At 35.5% G+C, this 21622-nt stretch carries 19 protein-coding genes; 1 reads left to right on the forward strand and 18 read right to left on the reverse strand.

Features of this window, described 5'->3' with window-relative positions; all coding sequences use genetic code 11:
• Positions 1-138: 138 nt before the first annotated feature.
• On the reverse strand, positions 139-1482 hold the full coding sequence (locus tag IGJ02_RS13780; RefSeq protein ID WP_010762599.1) for an FAD-dependent oxidoreductase: 1344 nt from the start codon (positions 1480-1482) through the stop codon (positions 139-141).
• A gap of 185 nt (positions 1483-1667) precedes the next feature.
• Here IGJ02_RS13780 and IGJ02_RS13785 point away from each other — a divergent pair, with 185 nt between their 5' ends.
• Positions 1668-3149, forward strand: a complete 1482-nt coding sequence (locus tag IGJ02_RS13785; protein WP_010762598.1) for a helix-turn-helix domain-containing protein — start codon at positions 1668-1670, stop codon at positions 3147-3149.
• 221 nt (positions 3150-3370) lie between these two features.
• Here IGJ02_RS13785 and lepB read toward each other — a convergent pair whose 3' ends face one another.
• The 17 genes from lepB to IGJ02_RS13870 form a co-directional block, all read right to left on the reverse strand.
• Positions 3371-4213: a signal peptidase I gene (gene lepB / locus IGJ02_RS13790; protein ID WP_430602407.1), complete on the reverse strand. Its 843-nt coding sequence runs from the start codon at positions 4211-4213 to the stop codon at positions 3371-3373.
• A gap of 278 nt (positions 4214-4491) precedes the next feature.
• On the reverse strand, positions 4492-4887 hold the full coding sequence (locus tag IGJ02_RS13795; RefSeq protein WP_010762596.1) for a LysM peptidoglycan-binding domain-containing protein: 396 nt from the start codon (positions 4885-4887) through the stop codon (positions 4492-4494).
• 32 nt (positions 4888-4919) lie between these two features.
• Entirely contained in the window at positions 4920-6272 is a 1353-nt protein-coding gene (locus IGJ02_RS13800; protein ID WP_010762595.1) for a hypothetical protein, read from the reverse strand.
• 32 nt (positions 6273-6304) lie between these two features.
• Positions 6305-7006, reverse strand: coding sequence for a hypothetical protein (locus IGJ02_RS13805; protein WP_430602409.1), 702 nt, complete (start codon positions 7004-7006; stop codon positions 6305-6307).
• Between the two features lie 402 nt (positions 7007-7408).
• Positions 7409-7789, reverse strand: coding sequence for a type II toxin-antitoxin system PemK/MazF family toxin (locus tag IGJ02_RS13810; RefSeq protein WP_010762593.1), 381 nt, complete (start codon positions 7787-7789; stop codon positions 7409-7411).
• Between the two features lie 15 nt (positions 7790-7804).
• On the reverse strand, positions 7805-8923 hold the full coding sequence (alr, locus tag IGJ02_RS13815; RefSeq protein WP_430602410.1) for an alanine racemase: 1119 nt from the start codon (positions 8921-8923) through the stop codon (positions 7805-7807).
• A 142-nt stretch (positions 8924-9065) separates the two neighbouring features.
• Positions 9066-9419, reverse strand: coding sequence for a holo-ACP synthase (acpS, locus tag IGJ02_RS13820; protein ID WP_430602412.1), 354 nt, complete (start codon positions 9417-9419; stop codon positions 9066-9068).
• A gap of 303 nt (positions 9420-9722) precedes the next feature.
• On the reverse strand, positions 9723-11267 hold the full coding sequence (gene cshA / locus IGJ02_RS13825; RefSeq protein ID WP_010762590.1) for a degradosome RNA helicase CshA: 1545 nt from the start codon (positions 11265-11267) through the stop codon (positions 9723-9725).
• Between the two features lie 335 nt (positions 11268-11602).
• Entirely contained in the window at positions 11603-12970 is a 1368-nt protein-coding gene (locus IGJ02_RS13830) for a UDP-N-acetylmuramoyl-tripeptide--D-alanyl-D-alanine ligase (protein WP_430602413.1), read from the reverse strand.
• A gap of 123 nt (positions 12971-13093) precedes the next feature.
• Positions 13094-14170: a D-alanine--D-alanine ligase gene (locus IGJ02_RS13835; RefSeq protein WP_010762588.1), complete on the reverse strand. Its 1077-nt coding sequence runs from the start codon at positions 14168-14170 to the stop codon at positions 13094-13096.
• Positions 14171-14386: 216 nt separating this feature from the next.
• The gene (locus IGJ02_RS13840; protein ID WP_010762587.1) at positions 14387-14851 is read right to left on the reverse strand and encodes a YaiI/YqxD family protein; all 465 of its coding nucleotides are present in this window, start codon (positions 14849-14851) and stop codon (positions 14387-14389) included.
• 26 nt (positions 14852-14877) lie between these two features.
• On the reverse strand, positions 14878-15888 hold the full coding sequence (locus tag IGJ02_RS13845) for a hypothetical protein (protein ID WP_010762586.1): 1011 nt from the start codon (positions 15886-15888) through the stop codon (positions 14878-14880).
• A gap of 191 nt (positions 15889-16079) precedes the next feature.
• Positions 16080-17090, reverse strand: a complete 1011-nt coding sequence (locus tag IGJ02_RS13850) for a sugar kinase (RefSeq protein ID WP_010762585.1) — start codon at positions 17088-17090, stop codon at positions 16080-16082.
• A gap of 287 nt (positions 17091-17377) precedes the next feature.
• Positions 17378-18121: a 2-dehydro-3-deoxy-phosphogluconate aldolase gene (gene dagF, locus IGJ02_RS13855; RefSeq protein ID WP_430602414.1), complete on the reverse strand. Its 744-nt coding sequence runs from the start codon at positions 18119-18121 to the stop codon at positions 17378-17380.
• Between the two features lie 28 nt (positions 18122-18149).
• Positions 18150-19244, reverse strand: coding sequence for a DgaE family pyridoxal phosphate-dependent ammonia lyase (locus tag IGJ02_RS13860; protein WP_010762583.1), 1095 nt, complete (start codon positions 19242-19244; stop codon positions 18150-18152).
• The gene (locus IGJ02_RS13865) at positions 19234-20343 is read right to left on the reverse strand and encodes an amidohydrolase/deacetylase family metallohydrolase (protein WP_430602415.1); all 1110 of its coding nucleotides are present in this window, start codon (positions 20341-20343) and stop codon (positions 19234-19236) included. Before IGJ02_RS13865 ends, IGJ02_RS13860 begins: the two co-directional genes overlap by 11 nt.
• An 8-nt stretch (positions 20344-20351) precedes the next feature.
• Positions 20352-21440 carry a DUF871 domain-containing protein gene (locus tag IGJ02_RS13870; RefSeq protein WP_430602416.1) on the reverse strand — a complete coding sequence of 363 codons (1089 nt, stop codon included), beginning with the start codon at positions 21438-21440 and terminating at the stop codon, positions 20352-20354.
• Between the last annotated feature and the right edge of the window lie 182 nt (positions 21441-21622).

Genomic DNA, 21622 nt, shown 5'->3' on the forward strand with positions numbered 1-21622 from the left:
TTAAATAACAATAAGTAGAAGTGATTTGCTTTTATCATCCTAAAATAGAATTATGTGAAAAAACAAAATAAACAAACACCAGCTTTATCTCCTTGTTTTGCAAACTGATCCAAAAATCATTAATTGCTCGTCGATCTTTTAAACTTTATACTTTTCAATTAAAAATTCATACGCTGCTCGACTTATGATCCCCATTGGCTGGTTGATTCCTGGATTAAAGTAGAAATCCATTGTAACTAATTCTTCCAGTGTTGTTTCTTTATCAATTGCTAGTGACAATGTGTTGATTGATTGGGTAATATCTTTTTCAGACATCAACTGACCGCCGATTAATTTGTGCGATCCTTTTTCGAAAACCATTTTGATATGTACTTCTTCTTGTAATTCAAGAAAAGGTAATTGACATGGTAATGTTAAAAAGGTACTTTCAACTTCAATGCCTTCGAATTTAGCCTCGACTTCTGTAAGTCCTGTGCTAGCAACGTAGCTGTTAAAAATTTTTGTCGCAGTTGTCTTTTGCGTCATATTGTATTTCATCGGATGGCCCAATACATTCATAGCCGCAACGGTTGCACTTCGTACAACATTATTCACTAATGGAATAAATGATTTACGGTAACTATTACGAACTGGATAAGAAATAACGTCACCTAATGCAAAAATATCAGGATCGCTTGTTTGCATATGCTCATTGACCCGAACTGTTCCATTCGCATTTAAATCTAAAAATTCTTTCACTAAAGTAGTATCCGGACGAGCGTTTACTGCCACAATCACATAATCATTTCTGATTTCCTCATTCGTTGTTTTTGTGATAAACGTCTCTTCATCTATGTTAGAAAAACCAATAACACTTTCATTTAAATGAAGTTTGACCCCCGAATCTCTTATTTTTTGTTCAATTAGTTCAGATAGTTCCTTACCTAAATATCGAAAAAGGACTGAGTCTGCGCTTTCGATCAAGTGAATTTCTTTTCCTTTTCCTTTCAATGCATCACATAACTCTACTCCAATATAGCCGCCTCCGACAATTGAAATTGATTTCGCTTTTTCTAATTTTTTCAGGACTTCCACTGAACTGGGGTAGCTTTTAAAAACCGTTACTTTGTCTTTACTTGGCAATGTCAGATTTGTTGAAAATTGATTTGATCCCGTTGCAAGAATTAATTTCTCGTAACTGACTTCCCTTGTGTTTTTATGGATATCTTCATAAATAATTGTCTTTTTATCAGGATGGATCGTAGTAACTGTTGCATTAAGTAAAACGTCTATGCCTTTTTTATCCAATTCTTCTGATGTAAGATATCTCACTTTATCTAATTCATCGACTAATTGATTCATTCTCAATATGATTCCACTTGAAACAAAACTAACCTCATTTCTTTTTTCAATTAGAATAACCTCAGTTTGAGGATTTAATTTCTTCAATGTTAATGCTGCATGAAGCCCACCATGTGAGGCTCCGATAATTACCACTTTCACTAAGGTTCTTCTCCTTTCGATCAAATAACCTATTTATATAATTGCATAAATATAAGCAACATTCTATCCCATTATATATAAAAATTTGATTTTTTTAAATAATAATTAAGTAGTAAATTTCTTTTTATAGGTTGCGTATTGCCATTTTCTTATGAATCAAGTATCCTTAAAGTGAGGTGTCTATTATGCTAAAACGAGATTTTTTAGAAAAGCCCTTCGATTATATGAATGATATATTATTATTTTTATACAACAATCAAGGCAAAGCGACAAAAAATGAGCTAGTCACTGAATTTCAAATTAGCTTACCAACATTAAATGAATACCTGTCTTTCTTACAAAGTTTCCTTGAAGAGAACCAAGTAAGTGAGCAAGTAGAAATAACATTAAACGGTGAAAATATTTCGTTGAAAAAACAACCAACTTTTCCATTAAAGAAAGTCGTTGTTCTTTTTCTAGAAAAATCAATTAAATTTCAAATGATCAATCAATTATTCAATAAAGGGGAGCTAACCTGTGACTATTTTCAGTTGAACTATGCAATCAGCTCCGCAACGTATTATCGTAAGATCACTGAACTAAATGACCTTTTAAAGGAATTTCGCTTGCAAATCAAACGCGGAAAACTTATTGGCGAAGAAAAACAAATACGCTATTTTTTCTTTAGTTTCTTTTGGTTTCTTTTTGAAGATAAGACAAGCTTGGAAAAAGAGACTGCTAATCAGTATCTTGGCTTTGTAGATATTTTAAAGGATTCTCTTAACCTAGTGTTTGATCCAACTGAAGTATTGCAAATTAAATTGTGGATGAAAATATCGTTCAGGCGGCTGACTACTGAATACAATCCTGTCATCAGTCCGAATTATGATTATCCCGATCGACCGTTATTTGAAGAAATCAATCTAGCCTTACATACATATATGAAAAAAATCGACCGTCCATATACTATTTATGAAGCATACATGTTTTATGACTTCTTTTGTTCTATGCATAATTTTTCTCCGAACTCTTCTTTTGCGTTTAGATTGGCAGAAAAACAACGCAGGGAAAGTTCTTATTTAAACTATATGAATAAAGTGATCTTAAAATATCTAAAGCAACAAGGTTATTTATCGAGCTATGCTTCATCCGCTCGATTATTGTATATTGAAAATCTATTGTTCCAACTTCATTCTCAACTTTATTACTTTGATGGTTTTATCCTGCCTTTTGATAGTTGGACTATAAAATCCATAGTCAATGCACATCGTCATCCGTTTTCGGGTAATGAAGTTTTTGAATTGATGGATATTGCGACTAAAAAGTTTGATCAAGATGGTGAAAAAGGTAGCTATAAAAATAAATTTACCGAAATTCACTATACGATCATATTAAATCACATTGCTGAATTAAATGAAGAAAAAATTGCGATTGGTGTTTATCATTCACTGAATCCATTTATTGGTGAATTAGTTATCCAGCACTTAACAAATGTTTTAGGACACAAATATCCCATCAAAGCAGAAGCTTTCAAAGAAGATAGTCACTATGATATATTACTTTCTAATATTTATAGTGAAGTGATCTCTGAAAAACAAGAATTAGTCTATATCTTTTCAGATATTGGGAATAGTTATGATATGACTGAAATCGAAAAACTGATCATTCAGCTGATTGATACTAGATAAAACAATTTTTTATTCATATACTACTAATGAAATTATAGCAGAGAACATGCTCTTGATGTTCTCCGTTTTCTTGATATCTATTAAATTTAATGAGAATAATCATAAATTTGAGCTATTTTTTCGCATTTTTGTTTATAAATATTTCTACATTTTTTGCAAATATTAATCTTTTTTAGTTCATTTACAAAAACAAAAAAAAACGATATAAAAATATCGTTTTTTTATTTTATCCAACCTATGTTATCAAACGGAGCAAATCTGAAGGAAACAACCCCTTCGATTGCTTGACCGTCCACTAATCCAAACGCTCTACTATCGCTGGAATTATTTCGATTGTCTCCTAATACAAAATAATGTCCTTTAGGGATTTTTTTCAATTGTGACATCTGGTCCAAACAATCTTCCGATACATTTATTTTGATCGTTCCATCCGGTAATTCGCTAGCAGCGGAGAATTCTGAGCTTTTTGGTAATGATTCGGCCTGATGATTGATGAATAAATCAGTCCCCTCTGTCCAAACCAAGTCTCCTGGCATCCCTATGATACGTTTTACATATTGAAAATCACTTTTCACAGGTGGTTTAAATGTGATAACCTCATATCTCTTTGGCTCTTTCGTACGTCGAACAATAACGCGATCTTTATTTAATAACGTTGGTTTCATTGAGTCTCCATCAACCATATGGGGTGACGTATTTAAGATAAAGAAAAAAACAAAAATTGCAAAAAAAACAACTGGGAGCATAAATTTGACGATTTCAATAATGCTTTCTTTTCTTTTTTTCTTTTTTCTTTTTTCGAATTCTTCTTTCGTTAATTTTTTCTTTTTTCTCTTTTTATTAGTCGGAGGATTTTTTCTAGCTTGCTCTTCTTTAAGTCTTGATTTAGCTTGAATATCTTCTTTTATTGGTACCACTCGTTCTCTAGGTTGCGGTCGTTTCTTTTTAACTACAGCTTGCGAATGTTCTCTATTTTTAGTTCTATTTTTTGATTTTTTATTTTTATTGAATTTCCTATTTAATTGGCGTTTTAGTCGTTCAAAACGCTTTTTTATCTCATCCATGGTACACCTCAATCCTACCAATTAATACTCTTAATTAAGAATAACAGACTGCTGTCCATTTTTCCATACAAAACTCGGGAAGTATGAAAAGCATCCAGACTTCCTCTATACACTAGCAAAAACATGCTGATTTGTTCTCAGCTATTTTCAGTGTCTCTTTATTCGTTTACTGCTTTTTATATTGAAAAAAGCGAGTGAGGTAAAACTCTAAAAGTTTTACTTCACTCACCTATAATTCAGTCAATACTTTTTGAGTACCTATACGATACTATCGATTATTAATCAAATACTAATTCTTGTCCTTCAACAATGACACTACTACTAAGCTGATTTTTGTTCATTAAGTTTTGGATCGATAGGCCTGAATCTTGAGCAATTTCCCATAAAGTTTGACCCGTCTTTACAATATAGACTTCTTTAGGCGCTTCTTTTTCCTTTTGTTCAGCAACAGTATTCTCATTTGTTGTTTCTTTCTGTTGTTCTGATTCTGGCGCAATAGGCGCAGGCGTTGGAGTAGGTAAAACCACTTCTTCCCCACCAGCAGTTACTGGTGAAGAGCCTCCGACTGATGCTCCTAAAACCAATGAACTAGACATAAAGTAGATAGCAGTACTAAACAATATTGCAGAAAAAATCAACAGTATAGAATTTTTTTTATTGATTCGTTTTTTCATATTGTTCTTCCCTTCATTTGTTTTGTGGTCATTTAGTTTCCAGATTTGTCCAAACGTGATAGTTTACTTAAACGTTCTTCTAATTCGCGATAGATCGTCATTACTTCATTTTTAGACTCTTCTACTTCATTAGAAATATTTTTCGCGCGATTTCCAATATTTAGCATTTCAAGTTCAGCTGAGTTGACCATGTGTTTTGCTTCAACTTGAGCTTCACTGATAATACGATTTGCTTCTTTCTTAGCAGAAACCATTACTTCACCGATTTCTTGTTGTGATTTCAAGGCTTCTTCTTGCAATGATTGGTTTTTCAATAATAAATCATTGATTTGTTGTTTTGCTTGTAATAGTTCAGCTAATTGATTTCCTGTTGCTTCACCCGTTGCAGACATGCTGCGCATTGTTTCAAGTTCAGCATTTAAGTTTTCTAACTCTTCTTCTTTTTCTTTATAGATGCTTCTTAAGCCAGCTAATTCAGATTCAAATACATTTTTTTGAATCGAATACTTATCATTCAAACCTTGGATACGTCCTAAGCTTGTTTCTAATTCGCTCTTATCTTTTAGAACAGATTCTAATTCTCTTTTTAGTTCTTCAACGCGGCTGTTATCAACAGAAGCATCACTATTTGTTGATAGAGTGATTTCTTTTTCTTTTAATTCTTGGTTTTCTTGTTGTAATTGGTGCATTTGCTCTTGAAGATCAGCAAGTTTTTGTGTCAACTCTTGATTTTCTTTATCAGTAGTTTGAAGTTTTTCATTCAATGATTCTAATTCCATCTTCACCGTCTCCAATGCTTCTTGTTTTTCTCCGATTGTTCCTCGGGCAGCTAAATCAGCTTGTAATTGTTGTACTTCTTTTTCTTTTTCAAGAATTTGTGTTTCTAATGCTTTTTCTTTTTCAACAAGGGCTGTTTCCAAGTAAGCAATTTGTTCTTGTCCACTGACGTTTTCTTTTTTTAATTCTTCTATTTGAGCTTTTAAACTTGTGATTTCTTCAGAAGAGCCAGCTGTTTCATTCACATCTTCCAATTCAAAAATTTCAGTTTCTTTTTGATTCAGTTGTGTTGCCAATTCATCATTTTTCTCTTTTAACAATTCAAGTTCATCTTGATTGCTTTCAACCTTGATTACTAACTGTTTATTTTGTTGAGATAAACGAAAATTTTCTTCTTTATTTTGTTCAAATTCAGTTTCTTGCAATCTATATTCTTCGATCAATTCTCTTAAGCGTGTGATCTCTTGCTCTTGTTCAGCCAATAAACTACTATTATTTGTTGTTACTGTAGATGGTCTCTCTTCATTTTCCGAATTAAAATCTACCTCTTGTGTTAATTCTTCTTCGGAAACTTCGTTAATTTTCTTAATTAACCGTCTCTTTGCCATGTGTTTTACACCCCGTCTTTTATTTCTCTACTCTATTTTTCTAATACTACCTTTTCTAAGTTACTCTCTTTCGATTCTCTTGTATAAACGATCGATTTTTTAGATAGTTTGTTCGTTTTATCTCGATATGTAAAGTTAAAATCAATCATTGTGATTTCTTTTACTGGCTGTAACTCGTTAATAAATGTCTCGATATTTTTTTCAGCGGTTTGGAAATCACTAAATGTCAATGCTGTTGGAAAGACTGAGATTGTCAATGTTTCCGTTTTTTGACTGATCATGATTGCCACGTTTGCCTCTCCAAAAAAGGGTTGCCAATCTCTCAAAAATTGAAGTTCATAGTTATCTAGTGTTTGAGCATCGCGACTTTCAACGACTTTTTTCCAAGGGAATTCCGTCAATTTCAATGAATTTTCTTTATAGCTCTCAATTTCAGCACCAGAAGCTCCGCCTCTGGCATCCTTAATTTCCCCTATTTTCAATTCTAAATCTTTATTATCTTTTCTTAAAGCATCTTGATTATAAAGTATCCCAAAAAGTATTAGACAAAAAATAATTGCTGCAATCATCAAAAATAATAATGATCGATTATTCTCTTGATACTTATAAAAATTAATCTTGCGTTTCATTTTTGGACTATCAGAATCTAGACTCTCCAATTGAAAACGAACATACAACTGATAACTGAAAAAAAGAAACAGTATTGCTACTAATACAAACATGAAAATTGTCATCAAATATAAACTCCTTTATCCCTTAATAAAAAAACACTCAATATATCTATTTTTTTGAAAGTTATCCACTTTCCACCCAATTATACATAGTTTATTGTAACATTACGTTACGTTATTGCCAACTTTTTTTTATAAACACAGTTAAAAGTCAATAAAAACAATAGGGTGATTCTCAAAATTAAGTATTTTTTTATTATTTAAGCTAAAGGAAATTATATATATGTGATTGTTTTACAGTATTTTGTTCTTGATATCCGTATTTTTTCTATTCATTAAAAAGCAAGAAAAAATAACAGCTCATAAGTAATTAGTAAGGTTTCTCTATTTCATCTTATGTTGTCTGAAACAGCTATTCTGAAGATAGAATAGGTTTTATGTTCTATTTTAAATAGCCTGATGCTCTTAACGATATGTACCAAGATTTTCTTCTTCTAGTTCTGCCTCAAAAATCCCTACGCTAACTCCTAATGCTCGGTCGACAGAATCCATAATTTCTATACCTAGATGGCAAACTTTTTCTTTTAAACGTATTTTGTCAATGGTGCGGATCTGTTCCAGTAAAATAACTGAATCGCGCTCAATTCCTGTTTCTTCAGAATTAATTCCTATATGTGTAGGCAATTTTGGCTTTGCCATCTTCGCTGTTATTGCAGCGACAATAATGGTTGGACTAAAATGATTGCCTAAATTATTTTGTATGACTAGTACTGGACGTACTCCCCCTTGTTCTGATCCTACAACAGGGGATAAGTCTGCAAAATATATGTCACCCCTTTTGACCATTTGAAGCCTCCTATTCTATTTATACTCCCTTGGCATGCGTTCAGAAAACGTACATGCCACCTCATAGTGGATCGTCTCTAATTTATCTGCCACCATCTGCATTGTGATCTGTTCTCCGTGATCGTGTCCGATCAGTGTGACTTGCGTTCCTACTGCTGTTTTTTTAGGCAAACGAATCATGCATTGATCCATACAGATTCTTCCAACGATCTCACATTTTTCGCCATTAACCAATACTGAAAAACCTTGCAGGTGACGTAGCCATCCGTCAGCATAACCAATCGGTACCGTGCCAATCCATTCTTTTTCAGTTGTCGTATACGTATTGCCGTAACCTATTCCTTCTCCAGCTGAAAGTTGTTTCACTTGAATTAGAGAGGAGAATAAACTTAATGCAGGTTTTAACGGATAAACTTCTGGCAATGCCCGGCCTGAAGGATTTAATCCATACATAGCTATACCAAATCGAATCATATTTCCCACATTATCAGGATGCCAAAGGGCCGTTGCACTATTGCTTACATGAACATATTTTGGCAATTCAATCAATACTGATAATATTGCTTGAAAACGTTGTGTCTGTTTTTCAAAGTAGCATCCGTTTTTTTCATCTGCAGTAGAAAAATGAGTAAACAACCCTTCCCAAATAAAGAATTGAGTCGATTGTACTAATTCAACTACTTGTTTAACAGCTTCAGGCGTAGTAAATCCAATACGTCCCATCCCTGTATCGACTTTTATATGTATTTTCAATGGTGTTTGTGTTTCTATATGGTTCAATTGATCGATTGCCTGCTCCAACCATTCTTGAGTTGCTACAGTGACAGATAAATCGTATTTTAGCAACAAGTCTATGTAAGAAACATCTACGACACTTAAAATGAGTATCGGTTCTGTAATACCGGCTTCTCGTAGTTCTACAGCTTCATCCAAGAGTGCCACGCAAAACCCAGTAGCGCCTCCTTTAATGGCCGCTTGTGCCGTCTGAACAGCTCCATGTCCGTAGCCGTTTGCTTTGACTACAGCAAATAACTCTGTTCCTTCGGGCATACGTTTTACTTCATTGCAAACATTTTCTTTAATTGCCTGTGTATCGATTACTAACTTTGTGGGGCGATGCCATCCTACAGCCATATGTATCCTTCTTTCTTTTAAAGTCGAATCAAAATAGTCAAACGATCTAAGTCACATCTCAAACTGAAAAGAACCAAGTCTATCAGTTCAGAGGATTTATCTGGACCTTTATTCAAATTTTATAGATAAAATGCGTTCTCGTTTAACTCGTCTCCAAAATAATTTGAGCAACAGCATGTGTGTCTGTATGTGAGATAGACACAAATACATTTCCTTCATGGGGAGATTTTGTCACTTTAGGCGCTCCGTTATCTTCTTTTAAAATCTCAACATCACGTAATCCCAAACTTCCTATTCCAGTTCCCCAAGCTTTAGAAAAAGCCTCTTTACAAGCGAAACGCCCCGCTAAAAACTCTACTTGACGTTTATGTGGTAATTTTTGAAAGAGCACATATTCATTATCGGTGAGAACTCGTTGTACAAAAGAAGATTTATTGCCGATAATTTTATCGATTCTTGAAAGTTCTACCATGTCTATACCAATTCCTTTTATCATTCTTCAGAGCCCTCTTTTTTTATTTTATAAATTACTCTTATTCTATCAAATTTTAGCAATTTTTCCACATAATAATGGAAAAATTAATAAAAAGCTGAATGAACTCATTTTATCTCGACCGAAAAAGAGAAAAATGGGACTGAGGCACCTCTTTCCTCAGTCAAGTTTTATCTTTTTTCCAATGAGATAAAATCAAATAAAAGAGGGTGGAACAAAGCGTATATGCTTTGTTCCACCCTCTTAAAATCCAGCAAATACTACGAAATAAATAAGTAGTTCTGATTTCTAGCCTTTATGGATTCATTAATTTGAGTTGTCTCTAATAACAAAGCTACGTTTTTTATCGTTGTGGCGTTTTGCTGAACGATTATCTTTGCTCTTATTGTAGCCGCCACCGTTTCCAGTGCCGCCGCCTGTACCTTTGTTATTCTTGTTGCCACGATAGCCGCCACCACCGTTTTTATTACGATTACGGCTATTTCCGCCGCCTCCGCTGCGATTATTTTTGTTGAAACCTTTTTTATTTGATGGTAATGGACGTTCTGGTGTAATTTTAACTGGAACAGCATCTGATGGGTCTTTAGAAATAGTTTTTAGTAGTAATGCTGCTAAATCTTCAGCAGAGTACTTTTCTAAAAGATCTTTAGCAGCAGGCAAGTAATTATCTAGACCATTTTCTGCCATTTTTTCTTCGACTGTTTCGATTGCTGCACCTAATTGTCCTTTAAATGCTTCTTGTTCATTTGGTGGACGTAATGGTGTCATACGTTTTTTCGTCAATTCTTCGATAACATGCAAGTAGCCCATTTCGTTTGGTGTAACGAAAGTCACTGACATTCCGCCTTTACCAGCACGACCAGTACGGCCGATACGGTGAACATAGCTTTCTGGATCTTGTGGGATATCGTAGTTATAAACATGTGTTACACCAGAAATGTCTAACCCACGAGCTGCAACGTCTGTTGCTACTAAGATATCTAAGTTTCCACTCTTGAATGAACGTAAAACACTCATACGTTTTTGTTGAGATAAATCCCCATGAATTCCTTCAGCTTTATATCCACGAGCTTCTAGACCACGAGCTAATTCATCTACACGACGTTTTGTACGACCAAAAACAATGGTTAATTCTGGAGTTTGAACGTCCAATAAACGCGTCATCACATCGAATTTTTCAAAGTCTTTTGAACGTACGTAATATTGATCGATCAAATCTGCAGTCATTTCTTTTGCTTTGATTTTCACGTGTTCTGGTTCTTTCATGAATTTCACGCCAATATTTTTGATTGCTGGCGGCATTGTTGCTGAAAATAGTAATGTTTGACGTGCTGACGGAATTTTAGAGATGATTTTTTCGATATCTTCTAAGAATCCCATGTTCAACATTTCGTCTGCTTCATCTAAAACTAATGTTTCAATTGTATCTAGTTTTAATGTGCGGCGATTGATGTGATCCAATAAACGTCCAGGTGTTCCGACAACAACATGTGGGTTTTCTTTTAATCCACGAATTTGACGGCCAATATCAGCTCCGCCATAAACTGCTTGTACACGGATTTTTTTGTCGCGGCCTAAACGGTATAATTCTTCTTGTGTTTGGATCGCTAATTCACGTGTTGGTGCAATAACGATTCCTTGCAAGACACGGTTTGATGTATCAATTTTTTGCAACATTGGTAAGCCAAACGCAGCAGTTTTACCAGTACCAGTTTGTGCTTGTCCAATTACGTCTTTTCCTGCTAATGCTAGAGGGATTGTTTCCTCTTGGATGGGTGTTGCTTCTTCGAATCCTGAGCGCTCGATTGCTGCCAATAAATCTGTTTCTAAACCTAGTTCTTTAAATTTCAAATGATATCCTCCTAATAGTGTTTGTTGCAGAAGAAAGTGATTCTTCTAATTTAATAGTGTTACAGGTGATTTGACTTTCACTAATTTCGAAAATGTTCATGGAGTCAGTAAACCTTCAACATAGGTTTAGTTTATTTTCTCATTAGCGTTACCGAAAAATCCACCTTATGAAGCTACAGGCACTAGAAAAGCCAAACGAGTTCGTTCAGCTTTTTTAATCTTTATATGATAGAAAAGTATCTTCAATAGGTACTTTCGTTTTATCTACTTCGATCTTTCGGCAATAGGTTATTTTAGCATAGATTTACATTTTCAGCAAGTTTTATGAAAGCTTGCTAAATTTCGAGAAGTTTAGTGACTACTTCATTTAAACCCATCCCGTTACTTGCTTTTAAAATAACCATATCTTTTGGTTCAAGAATTTCTTTTAATGTATCCGTTAACGCTGCTTTTTCTGTTTTTTTGAAATAATGGAGATGTTTTTTTTCATATTTTGTCGTCAGACTATCATATAATGCTTGCATTTCAGATCCATAAAGAACAACTTCATCGATTTCTGTTGGCTTTAAATGTTCACTCACAGAAGCGTGCATACTAGCAGAATCAGGCCCTAACTCAAGCATATCCCCTAAAACAGCCACTCGTTTTCCTTGTGTAGGCATTTGACTAAAACTATCCAGCACTAAATTCATTGCTGTGGGATTCGCATTATAAACATCACTTAAAATTTCAATACCTGTACTGCTTTTTAGCCATTCTGTGCGATTTTTAGTTAATTTAAAATCAGCTAAGCCAATTTTGATTTTTTCTTCTGAAAGTTCAAACCACTGACCAATACTGATGGCAATCAAGGCATTTCCTACGTTATATTCACCTAGAACAGGAATCGTAAATAATGTGTTTGAACCGCTTATTTTAAACGATGTAAATTCTTTTTGCGCTTCAATGATCTCAGCCATACAGTCCGCTTGTACTAGACCAAATGTTTTGATCGCTTGCGGTAACTCTTTTGTCAATGGCAATAATAATGGTTCATCTGCTGGAATAATCAACAGACCGCTCTTAGCAAGTCCTGCAGTGATTTCCATTTTTGCTTTTGCAATTCCTGCTCTTGAACCAAGATTTTCAATATGCGCCTCACCAATCATTGTAATGGCTGCCACATCTGGCTGAGCCAGTCTCGATAGAAAATCAATTTCATTTGCGTGATCCATACCCATCTCTAAAATTAGTTTCTCTGTTTCGTCTGGCATATGTAAAATAGTATAGGGTAAACCGATGTCATTATTATAGTTACCTTGCGTTTTATACGTTTTAAATTGTTGCGCCAAAACAGCTTCAGTCATATCTTTTGTTGTTGTTTTGCCGTTACTTCCAGTAATCGCAATGACCGTTGGCTTCATTTTTTTTAAATAATAAACTGCTAAATCCTGCATAGCTTTTAAAGTATCCGAAACTTGTAGAATCGGTAATTTCTCTGGTGCCGCTTTTGTTGCACTCCAAAGTGTAGCACCCACGCCTTTTTCTATGGCACTCTCAATAAATGAATGTCCATCATTTTCTCCTTTTAGTGGCACAAACAGATTATTCGACTGAATCAAACGACTATCAAATTCAATGCCAGTCAAGTCGAAATCAGGCCATTGTTTCCAATCATTGGTTGCTTTGATTGCTTCGGCCGCTTCCCAGAAAGTTAGTTTCATTGTTTTGTTCTCCTTCTTAATTGTGCGATCGATCAAGTTCAATCAGATACAATTATTTTTTAGTACTCTTAACCAGAAAAGGGCTGAGACAAAACTTCTACGGTTTTATCTCCTCCCTATTTTTTATCTTTCGAAAAAACTTTGTCTTTGTTTAAAACGATTTAACGCTAATTGTATCAACTCTTCAATTAAATCACTATACTTCAACCCCATATTTTCCCATAGCAATGGATACATGCTAAATTGAGTAAAACCAGGCATAGTATTTAATTCATTTAAGAATAATTCATTCTTACTTGTTAAAAAGAAATCGCAGCGACTCAATCCACTACCATCTAATATAGTATAGGCTTTTTTAGCATATTCCTGTGCTTTTTGATGAACTTCATCTGGCACTTCTGCTGGAATTTGCATTGTGATTTGATTATCGATATATTTTGAGTTGTAATCATAAAATTCAACATCTTTTACAATTTCACCAGGTTGTGTTGTCCGTACATCTTCATTTCCTAAAATAGCCACTTCGATTTCGCGTGCTTCGATCCCTTGTTCAACAATTGCACGTGAATCATAGCGATACGCTTCTTCTAAAGCATTTTGTAACTCTTCACGATTTTCGGCTTTGCTGATTCCCACACTAGAACCCATGTTAGCAGGTTTGACGAAAACAGGATAAATCAAAGAGCCTTCACACTGTTCAAAAACCTTCTTAGGATTTTCTTTCCAATTGCTTTTTAAAACTGGAACATATGGTACTTGAGGGATACCTGCTGTTTGAAGCAAATACTTCGTCATAATCTTGTCCATTGCATTAGCACTAGCTAATACGCCAGCTCCGACATAGGGCATTCCAATCGTTTCTAAAAAGCCTTGAATCGTTCCATCCTCACCATTTGGCCCGTGCAATACTGGGAAGACGATTGCATCTTCTTCTTGAATATCACAAGGTTGAATCACTTTACCAGTAAATTCACCCCATTTATCTATTTCCCCATCCTCAGACCAAGTTAGTTTAAGAATATCCTTACTTTCAGGTTTTTCTGTTAGGATCGGTCCTTTGACCCATTGTCCCTCTTTACTAATAAAGACCAGTTGGACTTGATAGTAATTATAATAAATCGCATTTAAAACGGAATAGGCAGATAGTATGGAAACATCATGTTCTTCACTTCTCCCACCATATAGCAAAATAATCTTCAAATGCTTTTCCTCCTAAATTTTCTTCTATACTGTTGCATCAACAGAGAAATTCGAAATAGCTCTTTCATATTTTAGCATAAAAGCCACAGTCCGAATAGAAACAAATCATTAAATCAAGGAAATTTTTCAGCCTTGGTATTCTTTTAATCGAGAAAAGTGCATTGATTTGCCTGATATGAAAGATAAAAAAAAATAAAGCATTCAATTAAGTATGCCTTATTCTACATATAAATCCTCTTTTTTCGCCTCGATTACTTCGATTAACTTCCCTTTAAAGGTCGCACGATCTTCTGCTGTAAATGCTTTAGGTCCCTTTGTATGACCACCACTTTTGCGAACTTTCGCACTAAAATATCGTTGTTCTAATAATCCATCGATGTTTGCTTCTGTGTATTGATAGCCCAACTGATGAAGTACGCACACACCTTTAGGCAAAACTAATGAAGCTAACCCATAATCTTGTGTCACTAAAAGGTCCTCTCTTTTGATCAGTTGAACAATTCTAAAATCAGCAGCATCAGCCCCTTTGTCAACATAAACAAATGAAACGTTTTTAGGATACTCTTTCAAAGAATAATGATCGATACTCGTTACGATCACAACCTCAAGTGAATAAGTTAAGGCAACTTCAATTGTAGTATCTTTTACCGGTGAACCATCACCATCGACAAAAATTTTCATCCTCGTTTCCTTTCAGTGCTTTGATCTTAGTTTAAATACCAAGCAGGATGTCGTTTTAAGAAGATAGAAACTTCAGTGAATACCGCTTCTTTCACGATTTTATAAAGCTCAGGATTTCTGATTTTCTTTTTGATCGCCCCAGTGTATCTTGGTCGTTTGACTTGAATTGACAAAACGACGTCAAAACGTTCTGAAAAATTATCTGTTGTTAAGTATTTCAAGCGATTCGTTTCCTCTAAAAATTGATTGATTGCGTCAACAGTCCCTTGCACAAATCCATCAAGATGTGTTCCGCCATCAGAAGGTAAATGCCCGTTGACGAAACTGTCTTTAATACTCGTCGAACCATTTTTTGAGATGACAGCTTGAATCGTCACACCTTCACTGATCGTATTAATGCTCAATGGTTGACCGCTGCGCGTGATACTGTCATCTTTTTGAAAAATATAATCTACGAGACCTTGCTCATAATGAAAATAATTTTTCTGTTTTTTACCATCGGTCAACGAAATAGTCAACCCGCTATTTAGCATTGCTAGTTCTTGACATCGGTTAAATAAAACAAAATAGGATACCGGCTTATTGCCAAATAATGTCTCATCTGGTGTAAAGGCCAGCTCGATTCTTTGCCCTTCATCTTCCGAAGGAATCAGCGCTTTTTTATTCAGCTGTCCATTTTGATAGATTTGAATCGTTCGCTTCCCTAATTTTTCTACCCCAAAACCTAATTGTTCTGACAACGCATTGACGACAGAAAGAAAAAGATAAGGCGGTGTATACTGTTCTTCAGGACTTTTATCTAAAAATAACCCTTTTTTACTAAAAAAAGAAAAAATGAATTGCGTCTTTGAAAGTTCGATCGACAGTTCTGTCTGCTTTAGATCAACTGCCAATTGCAGCAAATGATCCAGCACTTGCAGCACCATACTTTCCAAGCCTGTCGAACCAATTCCACCAATGTACATACCTGGTCGTTTTCGAATACTATCTTTCAAAACATCATCGTCTAGTGCTTTCCAAATATTTTCATCGGTCACGTTGATCTCCTCCTACAAACAGACTTTTAAAAAAAATAACATGTATGTATTCACTACTCCTTTAGCATACCAATTTATCCCAGCTACGTAAATGGTTTCGCTAAATTCCAGCTCATACTCATTATAATGAAAAAAAGACTAGAACGAAAGTAGTATAAACGCATTTACACTTTTTCATTCTAATCTTTCCTCTAGCGGATCAAATCTACCGTTGGTTGTTCCATGATATGCCTAACTTGTTTTCGCGTTGTCAGCGGAACATCTCCTTGAATTGTATGCGCCAAAACGCCATTGGCAGTGGCAAATTCTACTGTTTCTAGTAATGACCATGATTCACTATATCCAAGCAAAATCCCTGCAGCATAACCGTCACCTGCACCGATTCGATCCAAATTAATAATCTCGCGGGGAGCTGATTGAACATAGCTTTCTAAATCGAATAAAAAACCAGTTAAATAATGTTTATTCCCTTCGCCTTGACGAATCGTCCCAGCAAAGCGTTCAATCTGATATTCCAGCATAAATTGGTGAATTAATGCTTCAAACTGTTTAGACGGTTCCACTGTTTCATCAAGCTTCATTCCCAATAAGTCTGTTAAATCACGTTGACTACCAAAAACTAAATCGCAATATGGTAGTATTTTTTCATATTGTTCCTTCATAAATGAAGTACCATGCACTTCATTTAAACTAGGTCGAAAATTAAAGTCGAAACAGACTTTCTTTCCTAGAGCATGCGCCTTTTCGGCTAAAACAAACGCAGCCTCACGAGTTTCTTCTGTCAAACTTAATGAAATTCCACAAATATGCACTAAATCGGTTTCAGCTAAAAATATATCGAAATTATACTTAGAAGCTCCACTCACACCAAATGAACTGTTTCGACGATTTTGATACGTTACTTGTGTCGGTCTTGGTCCAAACCCCATTTCTGCAAAATAAGAACCAATATGATCACCAGAAAAACCGATCCAACGATCTTGAATCCCTAACTGACGGACACTTGCTTTAGCTGCTTCACCTAATCGGTTGTTAGGAAGATTTGTCAGTAAACTTGTTTGACAGCCAAAATGAGCGAGGTTACTTAAAATATTAACTCCTGTTCCTGTAAAGTCTAAACGTAATTCTTTGGTTTGTTCCAACATCAGATATTCTGGTGGCGTCAAACGCATCATTATTTCACCAAATGCTGCAATTCTCATGTCGATCCCTGCCTATTTCTTAGCTTCACGAGTTCGTTCAGCTTTTATTTTTATCTAGCTTTGTGAGCTTGCGTTTCGAAAAAAAGACAAAATATGAATGAGGCACATTTCGCCTCAGTCATATTTTCCTATTTTTCTGTCAACGCTGAACGAGCTCACTCAGCTTTTATTTTTCTAGCTTTGTGAGCTTGCGTTTCGGAAAAAAGACAAAATATGAGTGAGACACATTTCGCCTCAGTCATATTTTCCTATTTTTCTGTCAGCGCCGAACGAACTTCACTCAGCTTTTATTTTTTTAATGTATTTTTGATCATCCCAAGTAATGTTTTCACATCTTCTGGTCTTGTATCTCCTGTTGTTGAATCGATGATTGAGCTATACACGTGAGGGATGATTTTCTTCACTCCGGCATCTACTGCGATTTGTACGATTTCTTCAAAGTTTTCTAAATCGATTCCCCCTGTTGGCTCTAGGTAGAAGTCATATTTAGCACATGCTTCAGCGACTGACTTATATTCTTCGATATGTGCTAAGCCTTTCATTGGGAAGAATTTGATTGAGCTGCCCCCCATATCTTGTAATAAACGAATCGCTGTTTCGATCGTAACTTCGCCAGCTGGTGTTTGTGAGCTTAATGGACCTGTAGCGATATTGACAATGCCGACTTTACCTGTTGGTGATACTAAGCCATTGACGATTGTTTCGTTTTGACCTAATAATGCACGTGATGTACCTACACCTGTAAAGACTTGGTTGACATGTTGGGGTTGTAATTCTTTTGAAATTCTTGATACCATTTGGCTTTGATTTGGATCACCTGCACCTAAACCAACAGATAATGCGTTGTTCGTTTCTGCGGCATATTTTTTCATGTCTTCAATCGCAGCTTCGTCAGTTGGATAGTTTTTAGATAATACACCTAATACAATGTGTCCTTCTGCTGCTTCATAACAGTCTTTCGCATTTTCTACTGAGTTAGCTAGGACGTTTAGGCAAATACGGTTTTCTAAATAATTTGGTGTTAATGTCATGATTGATTCACTCCTGTTTATAATTTTTTTATTTCATGATTTCGGTTAAACGAGTCACGATTTTATTCATTTCTTCTTCATTGACTGAACGGATATCGAATTCGATGATACCGTTGTTTGCTTGGTATTCACGAGTATATATTGCAGGGCTCTCAGCTCTTAGTTCTTGGATGACTTCTTTAGCTGATTTTACGCCACTTACTTTGATACTAGCACGATAAATATCTCTACCTGCACCGTCCTGAACGATTTTAGCTTCAATATTTGTGATTTTATTTAGACTATCGATAAATGGTGTTAATCGTGCTTGCATTGAATCCCCTGCTTCACTACCATTTTTCACATAATCCTCTACCGCTTGGGTAAATCCTAGAATGTTATCTTTACCGATTTTCATCGCTCTTCCGATTCCTTTTCCTTGCAGGCGAATCCATTCGATATAGTCTTTTTTCCCAATCACAAGTCCTGCACTTGGACCTTCGATAGCCTTTGCACCACTATAAATCACTAGATCTGCACCTGCTTTGATGTATTTGAACAGGTCCTCTTCTGCTGCGGCATCCACAATCAATGGTAGCTTATGTTTCTGCGCTACGGTTGCTGCTTCTTCAACACTTAACATACTTTTTTGAACAGTATGATGACTCTTGATATAAAGAATCGCAGCCGTTTGATCCGTAATCATCATTTCGATATGTTCTGGTGAACACATATTAGCGTAACCAGCCTCTATAACTTGACCACCACCTTGTTCGACCATCACTTCAACAGGCGTCCCATAATCTACATTGTGCCCTTTAGGTAGGATTATTTCCCGTTTAGTGATTTTATCTGTGTAGGGATGATAAGCATGATAAACGGAACCCTCACCAATCAAAGCAGCCACACTTTGTGCGATACCAGCAGATGCGGAAGAAACGACTTGAGCATCTTCAACTCCTAAAAGTTTCGCTAAATAAGCACCTGTTTGAATACTTAACTCACTCATTTCAAAGAAATGTTCGCCGCCAAATTTTTGAGCAGCTAAGACATTTTCTGACACTTTTGATACCCCTAAAATCGTCATTCTACCTGAGGCATTGATGACTTCTTTTAGGTTGAATTTTTCATAACTAATTGTCATAGACTGTTCCTCCAATAATGGTTTTTACAGGTTTGATCAATTCTTTTGCTTCTCTGGTAAATCCGTTGGAATCTGTCAAGGTCTTTTGACCTGCTTCAATTGTAAAGATCGTGATATCAGCATCATATCCTTCTTTCAACTGACCTTTTGACTCAAATCGGAAATTTTCAGCAGGAGCAATGGTCACTTTTTCAATGATTTCAGACCAGTCATAACCAACTACACGTAATTTTTCCATTGTAGTAGCTAAATCATGCACAGGTCCTTTTTCACGGTTACGGATATAAATATCTGTGCTGATTGATGTTGCTTTCATTCCTTCAGATAATGCCGTTTCAGCAACATGAAAATTGAAACTGTCCGTTCCGTGACCAATATCAAAAACAATCCCTTTATCATAGGCTTCCCATGCAAATTCTTTAATCTTATCTGTTGATTGATCCAAAATCCCGTTTGGTTTGCCATTGAAACAATGGGTCAGTATATCACCTTTAGACATATGTGCTAGGATTTCATCCAATTCTGGTGGAGCCGATCCAATATGCACCATCAAAGGCAGATCATTGTTTGCTTTTTGAATCTTCTTAGCCATTTCTAAAGGAGTGATCCCATTGTCCCCGATCACCGTTTTACTCATGCGGGCCTTGATTCCTACAACAAAATCTGGCAGTTCAGTCAATACTTTATGAACTAATTCTTCTTTCACCTTACTAAGATCTGCCAATTCGTCTTGTTCAACGATCCCCCATTTTGAAATATTCACTAAAGCATAAACATTGGTTTTCGCTTTTTTGGCTAAGTCATAAAATTCATGGATATTTTCTGCACCTGTCGTACCCGCATCAATTACGGTCGTTACGCCTTTTTTAACACCAATTTCATCTGGAAAATCATAATACAAAGTCATTTTTTCAAAACAATGGACATGATCATCGATCCAACCAGCGGATACATAAGCGTCCGCTGATAATTCAACAACTTTCTTACTATCTGCTTCGATTTTATCGGCAACTTTTGCAATTTTCCCAGCATTAATTGCTATTTCTATTGGTCTACCTTCAATGGTTTGCCCATTTTTTATAATTAAGTCGTAACTCATTTTATCCCCTACTTTTCTTTAAATCTAAATTTTGTCCAGGGTTTTACAAAATCCAACAACAACAATTCTTTCTCTGTTATTTGACCTACTTTATTTTTACGGTCATCTGAATGCGGCTGTAAAACAATTTGCAGCTCATTTTTGTATTTCCCAAACGCATCATTGCCGATCACAACATCTCCAACTTGAAATCCTTCTGTATTGTCATGTGCTGGATTGGCTTCATTCTTGTATTTTTTACGTACTTCGGTTGAACGAACCACTTGATCCGTAATGTCCCCACGACGGAAGTGCTGTTCATTCAATATAATCACCTTTTCAACCTTGTTTGTATCCTCTTTAAATTCAACAGCGAATTCTAATTGATAACGATTTAAGCTGCCTAGTAATTCTAATTCTTCATCTGATGCATAGGCATTTCCAATAATCACATCATCAATCAAGCCCGTTGCAAATAAATGTTTTGTTTGGATATCTACTGGTAAATGTCGGTGCATTTCTAATGTTGGCAATCCATCATTCACATCCCAAGGACCAATCTTGCCTGCTTGAGAATTGATAAATGCCGCTGTTCGAATCCCATGTTTTTTAAAACGAACACTACAGCGCTCAAAGAAATCATACGGCAAAGCTGTCCCTTCCTGCGGATAAAAGTTGTGACATCCATAAAGAAATGGAACGTTGGCTTCATAGGTCAAAATATTATCAAGATACGCCACATCGTTACTCATATTCAGTTCAATCGCTAAATCAAATGGATTAAACGTCAGCTTCGCTTCCTTGTTGCCATCAAATCCAGCATCTAACCGAATACCGTCAGCACCAGTCTCATAAAAGAACGTTAAATCATCATATGAAATTTGTAATTCATCAAAAATATTCGGTGCCACATCTAAAATCGTTTCATACCCTAACTCTTTTGCAAAAGCAATCAACGATTTGAACTTTTCTTTTACAACTTCTTTGCCTTCTGTTACTTCCAACATACTCATAAAAATTCGTGAAAACCCACATTCACTGGCCTTTTTCAAATACGCTTTATCTTTTTCTGTATCACTATGATCTGGATATACAGATACACCTAATGCTCTTTTCATGGCTTTTACCCTCGCTTTATATGGTCGAATTTATTACGATATTTAAAAGAAAGTACTGAGCTGCACAATATGGTTACGGTCCCTACTATGAATACAGGTTGTTTGATTAAAATTCCAATCACGATTGATAAGAAAATCAACCCAATCGAAGCTATACACAAATATAATAATCTTAATTCCAT

It is taken from the genome of Enterococcus sp. DIV0724b, assembly GCF_050531475.1.
GTDB lineage: Bacteria > Bacillota > Bacilli > Lactobacillales > Enterococcaceae > Enterococcus_L > Enterococcus_L haemoperoxidus.

Excerpts from the sequence above, each read along its gene's own strand:
- IGJ02_RS13860 (WP_010762583.1), bottom strand. The coding sequence starts at position 19,244 with ATGACAATTAGTTATGAAAAATTCAACCTAAAAGAAGTCATCAATGCC.
- IGJ02_RS13870 (WP_430602416.1), bottom strand. The coding sequence starts at position 21,440 with ATGAAAAGAGCATTAGGTGTATCTGTATATCCAGATCATAGTGATACA.
- IGJ02_RS13795 (WP_010762596.1), bottom strand. The coding sequence starts at position 4,887 with ATGAAAAAACGAATCAATAAAAAAAATTCTATACTGTTGATTTTTTCT.
- lepB (WP_430602407.1), bottom strand. The coding sequence starts at position 4,213 with ATGGATGAGATAAAAAAGCGTTTTGAACGACTAAAACGCCAATTAAAT.
- IGJ02_RS13805 (WP_430602409.1), bottom strand. The coding sequence starts at position 7,006 with ATGACAATTTTCATGTTTGTATTAGTAGCAATACTGTTTCTTTTTTTC.
- IGJ02_RS13810 (WP_010762593.1), bottom strand. The coding sequence starts at position 7,789 with ATGGTCAAAAGGGGTGACATATATTTTGCAGACTTATCCCCTGTTGTA.
- acpS (WP_430602412.1), bottom strand. The coding sequence starts at position 9,419 with ATGATAAAAGGAATTGGTATAGACATGGTAGAACTTTCAAGAATCGAT.
- IGJ02_RS13785 (WP_010762598.1), top strand. The coding sequence starts at position 1,668 with ATGCTAAAACGAGATTTTTTAGAAAAGCCCTTCGATTATATGAATGAT.
- IGJ02_RS13850 (WP_010762585.1), bottom strand. The coding sequence starts at position 17,090 with ATGAGAATTGCAGCATTTGGTGAAATAATGATGCGTTTGACGCCACCA.
- IGJ02_RS13840 (WP_010762587.1), bottom strand. The coding sequence starts at position 14,851 with ATGAAAATTTTTGTCGATGGTGATGGTTCACCGGTAAAAGATACTACA.
- dagF (WP_430602414.1), bottom strand. The coding sequence starts at position 18,121 with ATGACATTAACACCAAATTATTTAGAAAACCGTATTTGCCTAAACGTC.
- alr (WP_430602410.1), bottom strand. The coding sequence starts at position 8,923 with ATGGCTGTAGGATGGCATCGCCCCACAAAGTTAGTAATCGATACACAG.
- IGJ02_RS13800 (WP_010762595.1), bottom strand. The coding sequence starts at position 6,272 with ATGGCAAAGAGACGGTTAATTAAGAAAATTAACGAAGTTTCCGAAGAA.
- IGJ02_RS13865 (WP_430602415.1), bottom strand. The coding sequence starts at position 20,343 with ATGAGTTACGACTTAATTATAAAAAATGGGCAAACCATTGAAGGTAGA.
- IGJ02_RS13830 (WP_430602413.1), bottom strand. The coding sequence starts at position 12,970 with ATGAAACTAACTTTCTGGGAAGCGGCCGAAGCAATCAAAGCAACCAAT.